The organism is Flavobacterium sp. (genome assembly GCF_044339515.1).
Taxonomy (GTDB): Bacteria; Bacteroidota; Bacteroidia; order Flavobacteriales; family Flavobacteriaceae; genus Flavobacterium.
Map to the genome: position 1 here is coordinate 1 of NZ_JBIIVK010000043.1, position 15,580 is coordinate 15,580.

The 15,580-nt window shown below is 34.1% G+C and carries 15 protein-coding genes and 1 pseudogene; 2 read left to right on the forward strand and 14 right to left on the reverse strand.

What is annotated here, in order from left to right; all coding sequences use genetic code 11:
- Together ACIQ0M_RS11560 and ACIQ0M_RS11565 are read left to right on the forward strand one after the other, a co-directional pair.
- A pseudogene (locus ACIQ0M_RS11560) lies at nt 1-103 on the forward strand (IS1595 family transposase); the annotation flags it as partial.
- Between the two features lie 163 nt (nt 104-266).
- Nucleotides 267-929 carry a hypothetical protein gene (locus tag ACIQ0M_RS11565; protein ID WP_396152395.1) on the forward strand — a complete coding sequence of 221 codons (663 nt, stop codon included), beginning with the start codon at nt 267-269 and terminating at the stop codon, nt 927-929.
- A gap of 92 nt (nt 930-1,021) precedes the next feature.
- Here the strand turns inward: ACIQ0M_RS11565 and rpsA are convergent, their stop codons facing one another.
- The 14 genes from rpsA to ACIQ0M_RS11635 all read right to left on the reverse strand — a co-directional run bounded on the left by rpsA (nt 1,022) and on the right by ACIQ0M_RS11635 (nt 15,575).
- Nucleotides 1,022-2,797 (reverse strand): 30S ribosomal protein S1, encoded by a 1,776-nt coding sequence (rpsA, locus tag ACIQ0M_RS11570; RefSeq protein ID WP_396152397.1) that lies wholly within the window; start codon nt 2,795-2,797, stop codon nt 1,022-1,024.
- A 566-nt stretch (nt 2,798-3,363) separates the two neighbouring features.
- Entirely contained in the window at nt 3,364-3,567 is a 204-nt protein-coding gene (locus ACIQ0M_RS11575; RefSeq protein ID WP_396152399.1) for a hypothetical protein, read from the reverse strand.
- Between the two features lie 83 nt (nt 3,568-3,650).
- Nucleotides 3,651-5,528 (reverse strand): alpha-amylase family protein, encoded by a 1,878-nt coding sequence (locus ACIQ0M_RS11580; RefSeq protein ID WP_396152401.1) that lies wholly within the window; start codon nt 5,526-5,528, stop codon nt 3,651-3,653.
- Nucleotides 5,529-5,591: 63 nt separating this feature from the next.
- A complete protein-coding gene (gene hisIE / locus ACIQ0M_RS11585; RefSeq protein ID WP_396152403.1) occupies nt 5,592-6,197 on the reverse strand; it encodes a bifunctional phosphoribosyl-AMP cyclohydrolase/phosphoribosyl-ATP diphosphatase HisIE in 606 nt (201 codons plus the stop codon).
- A gap of 75 nt (nt 6,198-6,272) precedes the next feature.
- On the reverse strand, nt 6,273-7,028 hold the full coding sequence (hisF, locus tag ACIQ0M_RS11590; RefSeq protein ID WP_396152405.1) for an imidazole glycerol phosphate synthase subunit HisF: 756 nt from the start codon (nt 7,026-7,028) through the stop codon (nt 6,273-6,275).
- Nucleotides 7,029-7,056: 28 nt separating this feature from the next.
- Nucleotides 7,057-7,788, reverse strand: coding sequence for a 1-(5-phosphoribosyl)-5-[(5-phosphoribosylamino)methylideneamino]imidazole-4-carboxamide isomerase (gene hisA / locus ACIQ0M_RS11595; protein ID WP_396152407.1), 732 nt, complete (start codon nt 7,786-7,788; stop codon nt 7,057-7,059).
- The gene (hisH, locus tag ACIQ0M_RS11600) at nt 7,785-8,408 is read right to left on the reverse strand and encodes an imidazole glycerol phosphate synthase subunit HisH (protein WP_396152409.1); all 624 of its coding nucleotides are present in this window, start codon (nt 8,406-8,408) and stop codon (nt 7,785-7,787) included. Before hisH ends, hisA begins: the two co-directional genes overlap by 4 nt.
- Nucleotides 8,409-8,427: 19 nt before the next feature.
- Entirely contained in the window at nt 8,428-9,564 is a 1,137-nt protein-coding gene (gene hisB, locus ACIQ0M_RS11605; RefSeq protein WP_396152411.1) for a bifunctional histidinol-phosphatase/imidazoleglycerol-phosphate dehydratase HisB, read from the reverse strand.
- Between the two features lies 1 nt (nt 9,565).
- Nucleotides 9,566-10,627, reverse strand: coding sequence for a histidinol-phosphate transaminase (hisC, locus tag ACIQ0M_RS11610; RefSeq protein ID WP_396152413.1), 1,062 nt, complete (start codon nt 10,625-10,627; stop codon nt 9,566-9,568).
- Nucleotides 10,620-11,909, reverse strand: coding sequence for a histidinol dehydrogenase (gene hisD, locus ACIQ0M_RS11615; protein ID WP_396152415.1), 1,290 nt, complete (start codon nt 11,907-11,909; stop codon nt 10,620-10,622). The genes hisC and hisD overlap by 8 nt, the downstream gene beginning before the upstream one ends.
- Nucleotides 11,910-12,114: 205 nt before the next feature.
- A complete protein-coding gene (gene hisG / locus ACIQ0M_RS11620) occupies nt 12,115-12,972 on the reverse strand; it encodes an ATP phosphoribosyltransferase (RefSeq protein ID WP_396152417.1) in 858 nt (285 codons plus the stop codon).
- 233 nt (nt 12,973-13,205) lie between these two features.
- Nucleotides 13,206-13,706 (reverse strand): hypothetical protein, encoded by a 501-nt coding sequence (locus ACIQ0M_RS11625; RefSeq protein WP_396152419.1) that lies wholly within the window; start codon nt 13,704-13,706, stop codon nt 13,206-13,208.
- A gap of 15 nt (nt 13,707-13,721) precedes the next feature.
- Nucleotides 13,722-14,423 carry a VIT family protein gene (locus ACIQ0M_RS11630; protein ID WP_396152421.1) on the reverse strand — a complete coding sequence of 234 codons (702 nt, stop codon included), beginning with the start codon at nt 14,421-14,423 and terminating at the stop codon, nt 13,722-13,724.
- Between the two features lie 39 nt (nt 14,424-14,462).
- Entirely contained in the window at nt 14,463-15,575 is a 1,113-nt protein-coding gene (locus ACIQ0M_RS11635; protein WP_396152423.1) for an efflux RND transporter periplasmic adaptor subunit, read from the reverse strand.
- Nucleotides 15,576-15,580: the final 5 nt, after the last annotated feature.

Here is a 15,580-nt window from a genome sequence, read left to right on the forward strand (position 1 = left end):
TTTACAATTATACCTAAATGAGTTCGTTTACAAGCTTAATAGACGGTATTTTGAAGAAAAATTATTCGACAGGCTAGTGATAGCAAGCATTACAGGGTTATGACTAATAACGGACAATCAAAAAAATAAAAATTATTTTTTAAAAAAAGTATAATTAATTAATTTAGAATTAATTAAATCATATTATTTAATTACAACTAAATTCATTCGAAATGCTACTGAAAAAGAAGAACTTGCTGGTTGAATTACAGAATTTGAAGAAAAAAATGAATTCTGAAACGGAACTTATTACTCAAGTAAAGAAGATTTTAAGTGAAAATGAACAAGAAAGAGAAAATATAAAAAGTGAGCTTTCAAAGAAATCTTCAACAAATCACAATTATTTCGTCTTTGATGAATTGGAAACGAAAAACATTTTCCACATCAATGAAATCAAAGCGTTGTGTGTAGATTATCGCTTGCGTTTCTTATCATCACACTATTTTAAAGGAGCAATTCCTGAAGAAGCGATTTCAAAAATTCGTGGGTTAGAAAAAGTACACCAAACCCAGTTGCAAGGATTCAAAATTGTTGCTCCTTCTAAATTGTTCAAATTGGAAAACTATGACGATCCGTTATTATTTGCTCCAATCGGCAATGAATATTATTATCTTATTCACAAATGGGGAAATGATTTGCATCCGTTACGAAAACTAGCGATGAAACCTTTTAAAAACATGGGAAATTTTATCGTTCTTCTAGTATTTGTCAGTTTGTTATTGACTGCTCTTATACCACAAAATATATTCGGTAAAACCACGCAAGGTGTAATGAGCTTTGTTACCTTTTTATTTGTACTAAAATCAGTGATGGGAATTGCTCTTTACTACTGTTTTTGGCAAGGAAAGAATTTCAATGAAGATATTTGGTTGAGCAAGTATTATAATTAGTGATTAAATTTTAGTGACTAGTCACTATAAACCAAAAAAAATCCCTCAACTTACGAAGAGGGATTTTTTGATTTATAAAAAGAGAGGTATTATTATTTTTCTCCTTTTTCCATTTTAGCTTTTAAATCCGCTAAAATTTGGTTGTTTTCACCTAAAGTTTGAGCAGGAGCATTTGTGTTATTGTTAGCAGCAACAGCCTCTGTAGCAGCTTTCACATTTTTCTCCTCTTCTTCTCTAAAGATAGCGGTGTGCGAAGCTACAACTCTTTTGAATTCTTTGTTGAACTCAATCACTTTAAAGTCAGCAGCGTCTCCTTTTTTCAATTTCTTACCGTCTTCTTTTTCTAAATGACGAGCAGGAACGAAAGCAACTACATCATCACCGAAATCAACAGTTGCACCTTTGTCTACAATTTCAGCGATTGTTCCGTTGTGGATAGTTCCAACAGCGTAAGCATCTTCATGTTTATCCCATGGATTGTCAGTAGTTTGTTTGTGACCTAATGATAATTTACGTCCGTCAACATCTAATTCTAATACAACCACATCTAATTTTTCACCAACATTGATGAATTCAGATGGATGTTTAATTTTCTTAGTCCAAGATAAATCAGAAATATAAATTAAACCATCGATACCTTCTTCTAATTCTACGAAAATACCAAAGTTTGTAAAGTTTCTCACGATACCAGAATGTTTAGAACCAACCGGATATTTCGCCGTGATATCAGTCCAAGGATCTTGCGACATTTGTTTGATACCTAATGACATTTTTCTTTCGTCTCTGTCTAAAGTTAAGATAACCGCTTCAACTTCATCACCAATTTTCATGAAATCTTGAGCTGAACGTAAGTGTGTTGACCAAGACATTTCTGATACGTGGATTAAACCTTCTACCCCTTCAGCCACTTCGATGAAAGCACCATAATCAGCGATTACAACTACTTTACCTTTTACTTTATCACCAACTTGTAATTTAGCATCTAAAGCATCCCATGGATGTGCGTTTAATTGTTTTAAACCTAATTGGATTCTTGTTTTCTCATCATCAAAATCAAGAATTACTACGTTTAATTTTTGGTCTAACTCAAGTACCTCGCTTGGGTGATTGATTCTTGACCAAGAAAGGTCTGTAATGTGGATTAATCCATCAACACCACCTAAGTCAATGAACACACCATAAGAAGTAATGTTTTTCACCACACCTTCTAATACTTGTCCTTTTTCTAATTGACCAATAATTTCTTTTTTCTGAACTTCGATATCTGCTTCGATAAGAGCTTTGTGCGAAACCACCACGTTTTTGAATTCGTGATTAATTTTTACCACTTTAAACTCCATCATTTTGTTTACATACTGATCGTAGTCACGGATTGGTTTCACATCAATTTGTGAACCTGGTAAGAATGCTTCAATTCCGAAAACATCTACAATCATACCACCTTTTGTTCTGCATTTTACAAAACCGTTTACGATTTCGCCACTTTCGTTAGCAGCAATAACGCGATCCCATGCTTTGATTGTTCTAGCTTTTCTGTGTGATAATACTAACTGACCTGTTCTGTCTTCACGAACGTCGATTAATACTTCTACTTTGTCACCCACTTTTAAGTGTGGATTGTAACGGAATTCGTTCAAAGAGATAACTCCTTCTGATTTCGCGTTAATGTCAACGATTGCATCACGATCGGTAATACGAACTACAGTTCCCATTACTACTTCGTCGCTGTCCGTTGAAATGAAGGTCTTAGCAACTAACTCTTCAAATTCTCTTAAGTTTTTTTCATCCACTGCATCAATTCCTTCTTGGAAATTATGCCAGTTAAAGTTTGCTAAAAACGCTTCTTGTTCTTTTAAAATTTCAGACATGCTGATTAAAAATTTGTATTCTGAGTTCTCTTGAGTTTCATAATGCGATAGAAAACAGCAGAAGTTGTTTACATAATTTGTTTATACCCAATGGAAACTCTTCTTCGCCAAAAGGTGTGCAAAATTACGAAGCTTTTTTGAATTTACAAAACTATTTTTGAGGGAATTAGGTTTAAAATTATAAATTAAAAACAATGAGTTTATTTATAAGAGAAAGCAACTTATTTTAAGAGTTAGAAATTAGATAAATCAGTCTGCTTTTGTAGTGATTTTGAGAAGTTTTTGAAGCTCAACAAAATCCAAATTGATCTGCTGAAATCCATCTTTTGAATGATGAATTATACTATTACAAGAAAAACAGATTAAAGCTATTCCAATTATATTTTTTTCTTTTCTGAAAATTAAAATATCTCTATAAAAATGAATACACGTGGTTGAAGTAGAAAAAAAGATGCCTCATAGTAATTTGAGAAACAGTTAGAAACTTTTGCATTTAATTCTTTTGGCAATTCAAAATGCTTGAAATAATTAGTAGATTCTATTTGTTCAATTAAAGAGTCATTCAATTAAATTGGAATTTCTCCAAATAATATTGATAAGAAAGTTGAATCTTTATTCGTTTTTAATTCTTTAAATACAATACTTGTTTCCTCCAAATCAGAAATTCCTAAATGATAATAATCGATTGTATCAAAATCCAAGTTGTCTTCGGTTTCTGACTTACAAGAAAAAAACAAAACACAAACTAATGAATAGAATAGTATTCTCATAAAAAACGATAGTTTCAAATTTTCTTTTTTTTACACCTGACAAGTTTAATAAACCTGTCAGATGTAACTTTCCTTAAACAAGTCTATAATTTATAAATAAAACTCTCTCCCTGTTTAATCTCAATTGAAAATTTCCCTACGCCATTTTTGATGATTAATTCCGTTTCATTTTTTAAATACAATTGGTCTTTCATTTTATAACTACCCTCTTTTAGATTCATTTTTTTCACTACTCCTGCAGGCAGTATAACCGGACATTTCACAGTCGTATTTTGATTAAAATTGGTCACGATAATCAATTTTTCCTTGTCACTCCAACGCACAAAAGAATATAATCCGAAATCATACCCCAAACCGGCTTCTAAATTAGCATCATGAATTTGTTCGTAGTCGCCCATCAAAGCACTACTTTTCAACGTGAAATTCAATAAACGTTTGTAAAAATCACGTAATTCTTTTTCTTCTTTAGACAATTGTCCACCATCAAATTTTCCGCCATTCATCCAACGCTGGTGATGTGGAACACCTACATAATCAAAAATTGATGTTCGTGACTGTTTACCAAAACCGGCATCAATCGCACCCGGTTCACCTACTTCCTGACCAAAATAAATCATCGTTGGTGATGAACTAATGGTTGCCGAAACCACCATCAACGGCATTCCTTTTTTCGGGTCACCGGCAAATTGTGGACTCGACAAACGTTGTTCGTCATGGTTATCCAAAAAGTGAAGCATGTGGTGTTCAATATCTTCTAAATCTTCCTGAATACCTGAAATATGTTTCGGTAAACCACGACCTTGAACAATGTTTTTCAAGGTATCATACATCTGCACTTTATCATACAAATAATCCATTTTTCCTAAATGAATGTAATTTCTGTATTCACCCGGATTATACACTTCTGCCAGTAAAAACGCATTCGGATTCTTCATTTTGATAGAAGAATTCATATAACTCCAAAATTCTACAGGCACCATTTCGGCCATATCATATCGGAAACCATCTACGCCTTTGTCTAACCAATAATGGGTAATATCTTTGAATTTTTTCCATGAATCCGGTACGTCTTTTCCTTTCCAAAAAGCAGCGTGAACTTTGTAATCTTTTTTGTCATAACCTTCCGGTAACGTTGGAAAATCCTTTGTACCGTCCGGTTTCACACCATAATTGATTTTAACCGTTTCATACCAATCATTGATATCCGGTTTGGCTAATCGGGAACCATTTCCGGTCCATTTAGCCGGAATTTCTTCAAATTTTCCGTCAGCCAACGGATGTTTTTCACCACCAAGCGGTTTATAATTAGCATCAGTTGGTACTTCGAATTTGGAATTTGGAATGTAATAGAAATTATTGTTTCGCTTGTATTCAACTGATTTATCATCATCGGCTCCAAAATCTTTTACACCTTTCGGATTGGTTTTTCCTTCATAACGGCGAGCGATGTGATTGGGGACAATGTCAATGACAACTTTTAAACCGTTTTTGTGCGTCCGTTCAATCAACTCTTCAAATTCTTCTAGACGTTTTGCGGGGTCAACCGCCAAATCAGGGTTTACGTTGTAATAATCTTTGACGGCATACGGCGAACCGGCACGACCTTTTACTACATCCGGGTCATCATTTGAAATTCCATATTTGGTATAATCACGAACTACTGCGTGATGTGGCACACCGGTGTACCAAATGTGTGTTACGCCTAACTCTTTGATTTCTTGAAGAGCTTTATCCGTAAAATCATTGAACTTCCCTACTCCGTTTTCTTCAATGGTTCCCCATGGTTTATTGGTGGTATTTTTATTTCCGAATAATCGTGTAAAAACTTGATAAACAACAATTTTATGTTCTGAATTTGCATCAGTAACTGTATCTGTTTGGGCTTTCATATTTTTTTGTTCGCAGGATAAAGTTGAAAATAAGACGATGGTGCTCAATGCAACCGCAGATTTTTTAAGCATAGAATTTACTTTTTAAAGGTATAAATATACAAATTTTAGTGAATAGTGACTAGTAATTAGTGATTAGCTTCTATCTTTCAAAATTTTTTCTATATCATTTAATTTGTAACCTTTTGCATTTAGTAATATTAAATAATGAAAAAGCAAATCGGCACTTTCATTCAAAAATAGTTCATTATTGGAATCTTTGGCTTCTATGACCATTTCAATTGCCTCCTCGCCTACTTTCTGGGCAATTTTATTGATTCCTTTTGCAAATAGAGAAGCTATATAACTTGTTTCTGCTTCACCATTTTCTTTACGAAGTTGGATTGTATTTTCTAACTCTGATAAAAACCCAAACTTTGTTTCATTTGGCTGTTGCCAACACGTATCGGCTCCCGTATGGCAAACCGGACCGGTTGGGTTCACTTGAATTAAAAGCGTATCGTTATCACAATCAGCTTCTATTGAAACAAGATAGAGAAAATTGCCGCTTTCTTCACCTTTTGTCCACAATCGATTTTTTGTACGACTAAAAAACGTTACTTTTTGAGAAGAAATGGTTTGTTGATAGGCTTCTTCGTTCATATAACCGAGCATCAAAACAGTTTTCGTTTGGGCATCTTGGATGATGGCTGGTATCAAGTTATCAGGATTTTTATTGAAATTAAAATTATTTTTTAACATATAAGTCATTTAAGTTTTTTACTATTTCTTTTAGTTTTTATAAGGTCATAAAAGTTTTTTTACGTTGAAAACTCTTTATATTCTGATTGGGATGTTTTGATTTTTCAAAAATTGTTTTAAAAGAGGAATAGAAATTTCATTGTAATGAAAAACGCTGGCTGCTAAAGCTGCATCGGCATTTCCGATGGAAAAAGCTTCTTCAAAATGTTGCAACGTTCCTGCTCCACCGGATGCAATAATGGGGAGATTTACTGTTTTGGATAATTGAGCTAAAACCGAATTAGCAAAGCCATTCTTCGTTCCGTCATTATTCATTGAGGTGAATAAAATTTCTCCGGCTCCAAGTTGTTCGACTTCTTTTGCCCAATCAAATAAATCCAATTCGGTGGCTATTTTTCCACCAACCAAATGGACTTTCCAATTTTCATTGATTAATTTGGCATCGATGGCAAGCACGACGCATTGACTTCCAAAATTCTTAGCAATTTCTGAAATCAGTTTCGGATTTTTTACTGCAGATGAATTAATGGAAATTTTATCTGCACCGTTTTTCAATAATACTTCTACATCGTTTACTGATGAAATTCCGCCACCCACCGTAAACGGAATGTTGATGGTTTGAGCTACTTTTTGAACGAGTTGAACTAATGTTTTTCTACGCTCTTCCGTGGCAGAAATATCTAAAAAAACCAATTCATCGGCACCTTCTAAGCTATATTTCAAAGCAAATTCAACAGGATCTCCGGCATCTTTTAAGTCTAAAAAATTAATGCCTTTCACGGTTCTTCCGTTTTTGATGTCGAGGCAGGGGATTATTCTTTTTGTTAACATATTTATTTCTCGCAAAGTCGCAAAAACGCTAAGCTTTTTGTTTAGTTATAAAGTTTTCCAGCTGTTTTAAAGTAATCCGGTTTTCATAAATCGCTTTTCCGATAATAACGCCGTGACAGCCCAATTCGGCTAATTTTGGTAATTCATCAAACGATGAAATTCCGCCAGAAGCAATTAATTTTATGTTTTTAATTTCCTTTAAAATCGTTTTATACAATTCAAAACTAGGTCCTTCCAACATACCGTCTTTTGCAATATCAGTGCAGATAAGAGACTGAATTCCTTTGGTTTGATAGTGTTGAATAAATGGAATGAGTTCTTCTGAACTTTCTTCCTGCCAACCTGAAACAGCAATTTTTCCATTGGAAACATCGGCACCGAGAATAATTTTTTCAGGACCAAAACGTCGGATCCATTCTTCAAATAGAATTATTTTTTTTATTGCAATAGTTCCTCCTGTAATTTGATTGGCTCCGCATTCAAATGCGATTTCAACATCTTTATTGGTTTTTAATCCACCTCCAAAATCGATTTTTAAGGTGGTGTTTGTACTTATTTTTTCCAAAATTTTGTAATTCACAATTTGCCCGGATTTTGCTCCATCTAAATCCACTAAATGCAAATTGGTTATGCCGTGAGCTTCAAATGACTTGGCTATTTCTAACGGATTTTCATTATATATTTTTTGTGTGGCATAATCGCCTTTGGTTAGTCGGACGCATTTTCCGTTGATGATGTCGATGGCTGGGATTATTTTCATTTTATTAGGTTTTCGGGTTGCGAGTTGCGAGTTACGGGTTTTAGATTGAGGAAATTTTGCAATAGTTTTTCTCCAACAAGGCCGCTTTTTTCAGGATGAAATTGAACGCCGTAAAAATTATTGAGTTGCAAGGCCGAACTATATTGTAGTTCATAATTTGTCATTGCAATCGTATTTTCAGACAATGGAACATAAAAACTATGTACTAAATACAAGTATTCATTTTCATTTATTCCTTGAAATAAAGGAGATTGCAAATTAAAAATAGTATTCCAACCCATATGCGGCACTTTTGCTTGGTTGGAAAATTGTACAACATTGGTATCAAAAATTCCTAAACCATTCGTATTTCCCTCCTCTGTATGGTTGCACATCAATTGCATTCCCAAACAAATTCCTAAAACCGGTTGTTTTAGTGTGGGAATCAATTCATCTAAACCACTGTTTTTAAGTTTTTTCATTGCAGAACTAGCTTCGCCCACACCTGGAAATATGACTTTCTCGGCAGATTGAATGTCATTTGGATTGTTTGTCAAAATCCCTTCAAAACCCAATCGAATTAGAGCAAATTGAATGCTTTTTATATTTCCGGCACCGTAGTCAATTATGGCTATTTTCATTTGTTTTTGTTTCAAGTTTTTACAACATTCCTTTTGTACTAGGCAAAATCATTTTCTCAGAATCTCTTTTAACCGCTGCTTTGATTGCTTTCGCGAAAGCTTTAAAAATCGCCTCAATTTTATGGTGTTCGTTAAAACCCTCCGCTTTGATGTTTAAATTGGCTTTTGCACCATCAGCAAATGATTTGAAGAAGTGAAAAAACATTTCGGTTGGCATATCACCAATTTTTTCCCGTTTGAAAGGAGCTTGCCACATTAACCACGAACGACCGCCAAAATCGATGGCTACTTGTGCCAAACAATCGTCCATCGGTAGACAAAATCCGTAACGTTCGATGCCTAATTTATTTCCCAAGGCTTTAGCAAAAACTTCACCTAAAGCAATGGCTGTGTCTTCAATTGTGTGGTGCTCGTCAACTTCCAAATCGCCTTTGACTTGAATATCCAAATCCATTTGACCGTGTCGGGAAAGTTGGTCGAGCATATGATCAAAAAATGCTAATCCAGTTCGAATGTTACTATTTCCCGTTCCATCTAAATTTAAAGAGATGGCAATTTCAGTTTCATTTGTCTTGCGATAGATAGAAGCCGTTCTGTTTTCCAATTTCAAAAAGTCATAAATTTGCTTCCAATCATTGGTTTCAAGCGAAATAATTGAATTTAATTCATCGCGTTTAACGGAAATTTCATTCGTTCCCAAATTGGTATTATCATTAATGAAAATTGCTTTTGAACCGAGGTTTTTAGCCAATTCAACATCCGTTAAGCGGTCACCAATTACGAATGAATTTTCTAAATCATAGTCAGCCGAAAAATACTTTTGCAACAAACCAATTCCCGGTTTTCGAGTTGGAGCATTTTCGTGAGGAAACGTTTTATCAATCAAAACTTCAGAAAAAGTAACTCCTTCATTTTCAAATGTTTTTAGAATGAAATTATGCACCGGCCAAAATGTTTCTTCAGGAAAACTCGCCGTTCCCAAACCATCTTGATTCGTGACCATAACCAATTCAAAATCCAATTCTGAAGCGATTTTGCTCAAATAAGTCAATGATTTTGGGTAAAAAGTCACTTTATCAAATGCATCGATTTGTTCGTCAGCCGTTTCTTTGATGAGGGTTCCGTCACGATCAATAAAAAGAATTTTTTGTGCCATTTTACAATGATTTTAAGGTGGTGATTAATTGACTATTTTCCTCTTTTGTTCCAATGGTTATGCGAAGACAATTTTCACATAAAGGTTGATTACTTCGATTTCTAACAACAATACCGGCTTGAATTAATTGGTTGTAACGCAATGTAGCATCATCCACTTTTATTAAAATGAAATTGGCATCTGATGGAAAAATTTGCTTAATAAATTCAATTCTTTGCAATGATTTGACGACTGATTCCCGTTCGGAAATTATTTTTTTTACTTGAGCTGTTAGAGTATTTTGTGTAAGTTTTTTTAGAGCAATATCCTGGGAAGAAGTATTTAAATTATAAGGTGGTTTGATTTTATTTAAAACCGAAATAATTTCCTCTGAAGCATACAGAATTCCCACCCGAAGTCCGGCCAAACCGTATGCTTTTGACAAGGTTTGAATGATGACTAAATTGGGAAAATCATCCAACTCAGATAACCAACTTCCTTTGGACGAAAAATCGATATACGCTTCATCCAAAACCACCAAACCATTGAAATTTCTTAACAAATACAAAATACTTTCATCTGAAAATGAATTACCGGTTGGATTATTGGGAGAACATAAAAAGATGATTTTAGTATTTTTTGAAACATTTTTCAAAATACACTCTACATTAGGTTCAAAATCTTTGGTTAACAAAATTTCTCTGTTTTCAATGGCATTTATATCGGCCAAAACACCATACATTCCATATGTTGGTGGCAAAGTAATCACATTGTCATGATTGGGTTCGCAAAAGGCACGAAAGAGCGAATCGAGCACTTCATCGCTTCCATTTCCTAATAAAATTTGGTTTAAAGAAACCTTTTTTTGTTTAGCCAAAAGCGTTTTCAATAACTTTTGTTGCGGATCTGGATAGCGATTGAATCCATTGGAAAACGGATTTTCATTCGCATCCAAAAAAACCATATTCGTTTCAAATTCTTTGAATTCATCTCGTGCAGACGAATAGGATTTCATGTTCAAAATAGTCTTTCGAACTAAATTTTGAACTGAAAACGGAGTATTTATTTCTGTATTTTTAATCATTATTTAAAGCATTTAGTCGTAATGTAACTGCGTTTTTGTGAGCTTGTAAACCTTCTGCTTCTGCCATAATTTCGATTGCATTTCCAATATTTTTTAAACCTTGTTCAGAAATTCTCTGGAACGTAATGGCTTTTGAAAAACTATCTAAATTTACACCGGAATAATTCTTTGAAAATCCGTTTGTTGGCAAGGTGTGATTGGTTCCAGAAGCGTAATCGCCGGCACTTTCGGGCGTGTAATTTCCTATGAAAACGGAACCTGCATTTTGAATTCCGTTGATGAAAAAATCTTCGTTTTTGGAACAAATGATAAAATGTTCGGGAGCATATTCGTTGATAAAATCCAAAGCATCATTTTCCTTTTCAATTAAGATTAATTTTGAATTATTAATGGCTTTCTGAGCTATTTCTTTGCGAGGTAAAACTTGAATTTGGTTATCGATTTCTTTTTCAACCACGTCAATTAATTTTTGAGAATTGGAAACCAAGATTACCTGACTATCAGTTCCGTGTTCGGCTTGGCTCAATAAATCGGATGCAATAAATGCGGGAATTGCAGAATCATCGGCATATATCAATAACTCACTTGGACCGGCTGGCATATCAATGGCCGTTCCGAATTGCGTAGCTACTTGCTTTGCTACCGTGACAAATTGATTTCCGGGACCGAAAATTTTATATACTTTCGGAATTGTTTCAGTTCCAAAAGTCAATGCGGCTATAGCCTGAATCCCGCCTACTTTAAAGATTTTTGTCACACCACACAAATTGGCAGTATACAAAATAGCGGGATTAATTTTTCCGCTTTTATCGGGTGGTGAACATAATATGATTTCGTCACAACCTGCAATTTGAGCTGGAATTGCCAACATCAAAACCGTCGAAAATAACGGAGCTGTTCCGCTTGGAATGTATAAGCCTACTTTTTGAATGGGTCGTTTTTCCTGCCAACATTGAACGCCTTTAGTGGTTTCAACTTCAATTTTATTCGTTTTTTGGGCTGAATGAAATTTGTAGATATTTGATTTAGCTAAAGCGATGGCTTCTTTTAATTCAGTTGAAACTTGCTTTTCTGCTTCTTTGATTTCATTTTCAGAAACTAAAAAATTTTCTAATTTAATTCCGTCAAACAACGAAGTATATTTGGCAACTGCGGTATCGCCTTTGGTTTGAATTTCTTTGAAAATGGCTTTTACTGTTTCTTCTATTTCAGCGAATGATTGGGTGGGGCGTTGTGTTAACGTTGACCATTGGGATTGGGGTGGATTTTTATATTTTTTCATTTTTTTTTAACTTTATGATTAATTGAACTTTCTTTATGTCTCTTTAAGCTTCGCTTTAATGGAACACGGATTGATGGGATTTAAATGATTTTACAGATTTTAATAGCTTCGCTATAATGGATTAAAAAGGATTCGTTTAGTAAACATTTTCTTTTTTAAACAAATTCTCAACTTGAAACCTGAAACTTGAAACCTGAAACTCCTTCTACAAAACCATCTTCTCAATCGGGCAGACCAAAATTCCTTCGGCTCCGGCGGATTTAAGTTGATCGATGACTTCCCAAAAAGTGTCTTCTTCGATGACGGAATGAAGGCTGCTCCAACCTGATTCGGCTAACGGCATAATGGTTGGACTTTTTAAAACCGGAAGAATTTGGCTGACTTCTTGAATTTTATCATTTGGCACATTCATCAAAATGTATTTTGACTTTCTAGCTTTGAGTACAGATTGAATTCGGAACTGAAGTTTGTTTAAAATTTCTTGATTTTCAGTTGAAATGTTTGGTGAAACAGCAAGAACAGCTTCACTTTTCAGAATGACTTCTACTTCTTTCAGGTTATTTTTGAATAAAGTACTTCCGCTGGAAACGATATCCACAATGGCATCGGATAGACCGATATTAGGAGCAATTTCAACCGAACCGGAGATTTGGTGAATGTCGATTGAAATATTTTTCGACTTAAAAAAGTTTAAAACCGTGATTGGATACGATGTCGCCACTCGCAAATTATTCAAATCCTGAATGGAATTGTATTGAAAATTTTTAGGAACCGCCACTGAAACTCGGCATTTTGAAAAACCTAATTTCTCGGCAACAGTGATAGTTTGACCTTTTTCAACCAAAAGATTATCGCCTACAATGGCAACATCTACTACACCATCCAACAAATATTGCGGAATGTCTGAATTCCGTAAAAACAATACTTCCAAAGGAAAGTTAGTCGCTTCTGCTTTGAGTTGGTCGTTGCCGTTGTTAATGGAAATGCCACAATCTTTTAGCATTTGAAGACTTTCTTCGTTGAGTCGACCAGATTTTTGAATAGCAATTTTTAAGGTGTTCATTTTTTGTTTTTTAAAATGAGTACACCAAAGCGGAGAGCAACAAAAAACCCGTTTGATGTACTCAAACGGGTTTTAGATATATGAATTAATTACATAGCATCATTACTTCGCTTGAGCGGAGGTGTGATGATGATGATGTAATTGAATTGAAAACATTTTTTTCTTTTTTGATGTTGCAAATGTAATGACTTATTTACCGAACATACAAAAATTTTTAAAAATTTATATTTTGTTTAGTAATCATCATTAAGTGATTCTTGATCATTACTAACTTCTGAAGTACTGTTAATGTTAGTATTCTCTCTAATTTCAGTATGTCGAATTTCTCCACCCGAAGTACCAACCGACTTAGACAAAACAGCTGAACCTATAGCCAAAATTAACACCACATAAGAAACAATGGAAGCTTTTGTATGCTTTTTCACATTAGCCACTAAACCCAAAATAGAAAGAATACCTAGACCATAAAGCACTTTCATAAAAGTTTCAGCTAATTCCTCATGCTCGTGAATAATGTCGTGCGATATGCCTAATTCTTCCACAATTTCCTCGGCACCTTCGCCGGTCATCATCGTGGCTTTTGCCATAATCATACAAAAAATAAAAATGACATAAGCGGTATTAACCAAAATGGTTTGCTTTTTAAAAACTCCATAAGCTAAAATTCCGATTCCAAAAAATAATCCGATAATTGGAAAATGGTTAAAAACCATGTGTAAATGAGCTTGATTCATAAAATTAAATTTAAATTAAACATTAACCCCAAAAATATAACCTGCAAAAGCTGAAATTCCCATTGCTATTGTACCCCAAATCGTAATCCTAAAAATCGCTTTGTAAATACTTGAACCTCCTGTTTTAGCTGCCATTGCTCCTAAAAATATCAGAAAAAAAATGGTAAAACCATATAGCCAATACTCCATTCCTTTTAACGGAAAAAAAATAACTACAATCAATGGTAATACTCCACCCACAGTAAAGGCAGCTCCTGAAGCCAAAGCCGCCTGAATAGGTCTAGCTTGACTGATTTCATTGATTCCTAATTCGTCACGAATATGCGTTCCGAGAGCATCATATTCTGTTAATTCTTTGGCCACCAACATAGCGGTTTCTTTTTTTAAACCTCTTTTTTCATAGATTTGAGATAAAATCATAAGTTCTTCTTGCGGCATTTCTTTTAATTCTTTCTTTTCTCTTTCAATATCGGCCTTTTCAGTATCAGTTTGTGAACTAACTGACACATATTCACCGGCAGACATAGATAAAGCACCCGCCACTAAACCGGCAACAGTTGCTAATAAAATTGGTTCTCTTTCTGAACTTGCAGTGGCCACACCAACCGCTAGACTTGAAATGGAAATTATACCATCATTTGCCCCTAAAACAGCTGCACGTAACCAATTGCTTCTGTGAATGAAATGATTATCCAAATAATTATCAATTGTGATCATCTATTATAATTTTTTATAACAATTAGTATTCTTTCAAAATTAGTTTGTTAACTCATAACTTCCTTTTGTTACTATTTTTGTATGTTGATTAACCTTATCTGTTGGAATTAACTCCGTAAAATGTTCATTAATTTCACCCACTTTTATTACTTCTTTTTTAAATACATAGTTTTCTTTATCATTTTGTAATAAAAGTACATAAAAATTATCGTTTTCATGTATAACCGCTTCATTGGGTAAACTCCATCCTTTTTTGGTTGAAATTACGATAGTAGCTTCTACAAACATCCCAGATAACAATTTTTCTTTTATTTCTGGTGATAAAGTTCCAAAAACCGAAATGGTTCTGTCTTTATTTTCAATCGATTTACCAACCAATTGTACTTTTGAAGTAAAGACTTCCTTGCTTGCTTCCGGTACGGTAAAGGTAATGTTTTGTCCTTGTTTTACGTGTAAAATATCTTTTTCAAAAATGCTTAAATTCAAATGCAAATAATTGGTATCTACAATTTCTAAAATTACATCGGAAGGCGACATAAACATACCAACATTTGCATTCATCACTGTTACATCTCCGGAAATGGGTGCCGAAATTGTAATTTGTGAGGTAAATTTTCCACGCTCAACATTGGCCGGATTGATGTTTAATAACACTAATTTTTCACGTAAACCTTGATACATTCCTTTTGCTTGGCGGTAATCACTCTCCGCTTTTAGATAGTTTTTTTGTGATGTGATCTTTTCATTATACAAGGTTTTCTGGCGTTCAAATTCTGATTTCAAATAGTTAATTTGTTCGGCAACTTCGACATAATCTTTTTGTAAATCAAGGTAATCGGTATTTTCTAGGGTAATTAAGGCTTGTCCTTTTGCAACTTTATCACCAACTAATAATTTGTTGGCTTTTACATAACCGCCTAAAAATGTGGTTACTTTAGCTCTATATTGTGGTGGAACATCAATTTTTCCGGATGATTTGACTGTCACATCAAAATCTTGTTCTAATGGCGAACCAATTTTCATTTTTGAAGATTGAAATTGGGCTACAGTCACCGTAATCAATCCATCATCAATTACTTTTTCTTCTGCTACTTCTTGTTTGCATGAAAATAAAAGTGTTGCTATTGTTGTTATATAAAATAGTTTTTTCATTTGTA

Coding starts and splice junctions, on each gene's coding strand:
- ACIQ0M_RS11565 (WP_396152395.1), top strand. CDS start 267: ATGAATTCTGAAACGGAACTTATTACTCAAGTAAAGAAGATTTTAAGT.
- rpsA (WP_396152397.1), bottom strand. CDS start 2,797: ATGTCTGAAATTTTAAAAGAACAAGAAGCGTTTTTAGCAAACTTTAAC.
- ACIQ0M_RS11575 (WP_396152399.1), bottom strand. CDS start 3,567: ATGAGAATACTATTCTATTCATTAGTTTGTGTTTTGTTTTTTTCTTGT.
- ACIQ0M_RS11580 (WP_396152401.1), bottom strand. CDS start 5,528: ATGCTTAAAAAATCTGCGGTTGCATTGAGCACCATCGTCTTATTTTCA.
- hisIE (WP_396152403.1), bottom strand. CDS start 6,197: ATGTTAAAAAATAATTTTAATTTCAATAAAAATCCTGATAACTTGATA.
- hisF (WP_396152405.1), bottom strand. CDS start 7,028: ATGTTAACAAAAAGAATAATCCCCTGCCTCGACATCAAAAACGGAAGA.
- hisA (WP_396152407.1), bottom strand. CDS start 7,788: ATGAAAATAATCCCAGCCATCGACATCATCAACGGAAAATGCGTCCGA.
- hisH (WP_396152409.1), bottom strand. CDS start 8,408: ATGAAAATAGCCATAATTGACTACGGTGCCGGAAATATAAAAAGCATT.
- hisB (WP_396152411.1), bottom strand. CDS start 9,564: ATGGCACAAAAAATTCTTTTTATTGATCGTGACGGAACCCTCATCAAA.
- hisC (WP_396152413.1), bottom strand. CDS start 10,627: ATGATTAAAAATACAGAAATAAATACTCCGTTTTCAGTTCAAAATTTA.
- hisD (WP_396152415.1), bottom strand. CDS start 11,909: ATGAAAAAATATAAAAATCCACCCCAATCCCAATGGTCAACGTTAACA.
- hisG (WP_396152417.1), bottom strand. CDS start 12,972: ATGAACACCTTAAAAATTGCTATTCAAAAATCTGGTCGACTCAACGAA.
- ACIQ0M_RS11625 (WP_396152419.1), bottom strand. CDS start 13,706: ATGAATCAAGCTCATTTACACATGGTTTTTAACCATTTTCCAATTATC.
- ACIQ0M_RS11630 (WP_396152421.1), bottom strand. CDS start 14,423: ATGATCACAATTGATAATTATTTGGATAATCATTTCATTCACAGAAGC.
- ACIQ0M_RS11635 (WP_396152423.1), bottom strand. CDS start 15,575: ATGAAAAAACTATTTTATATAACAACAATAGCAACACTTTTATTTTCA.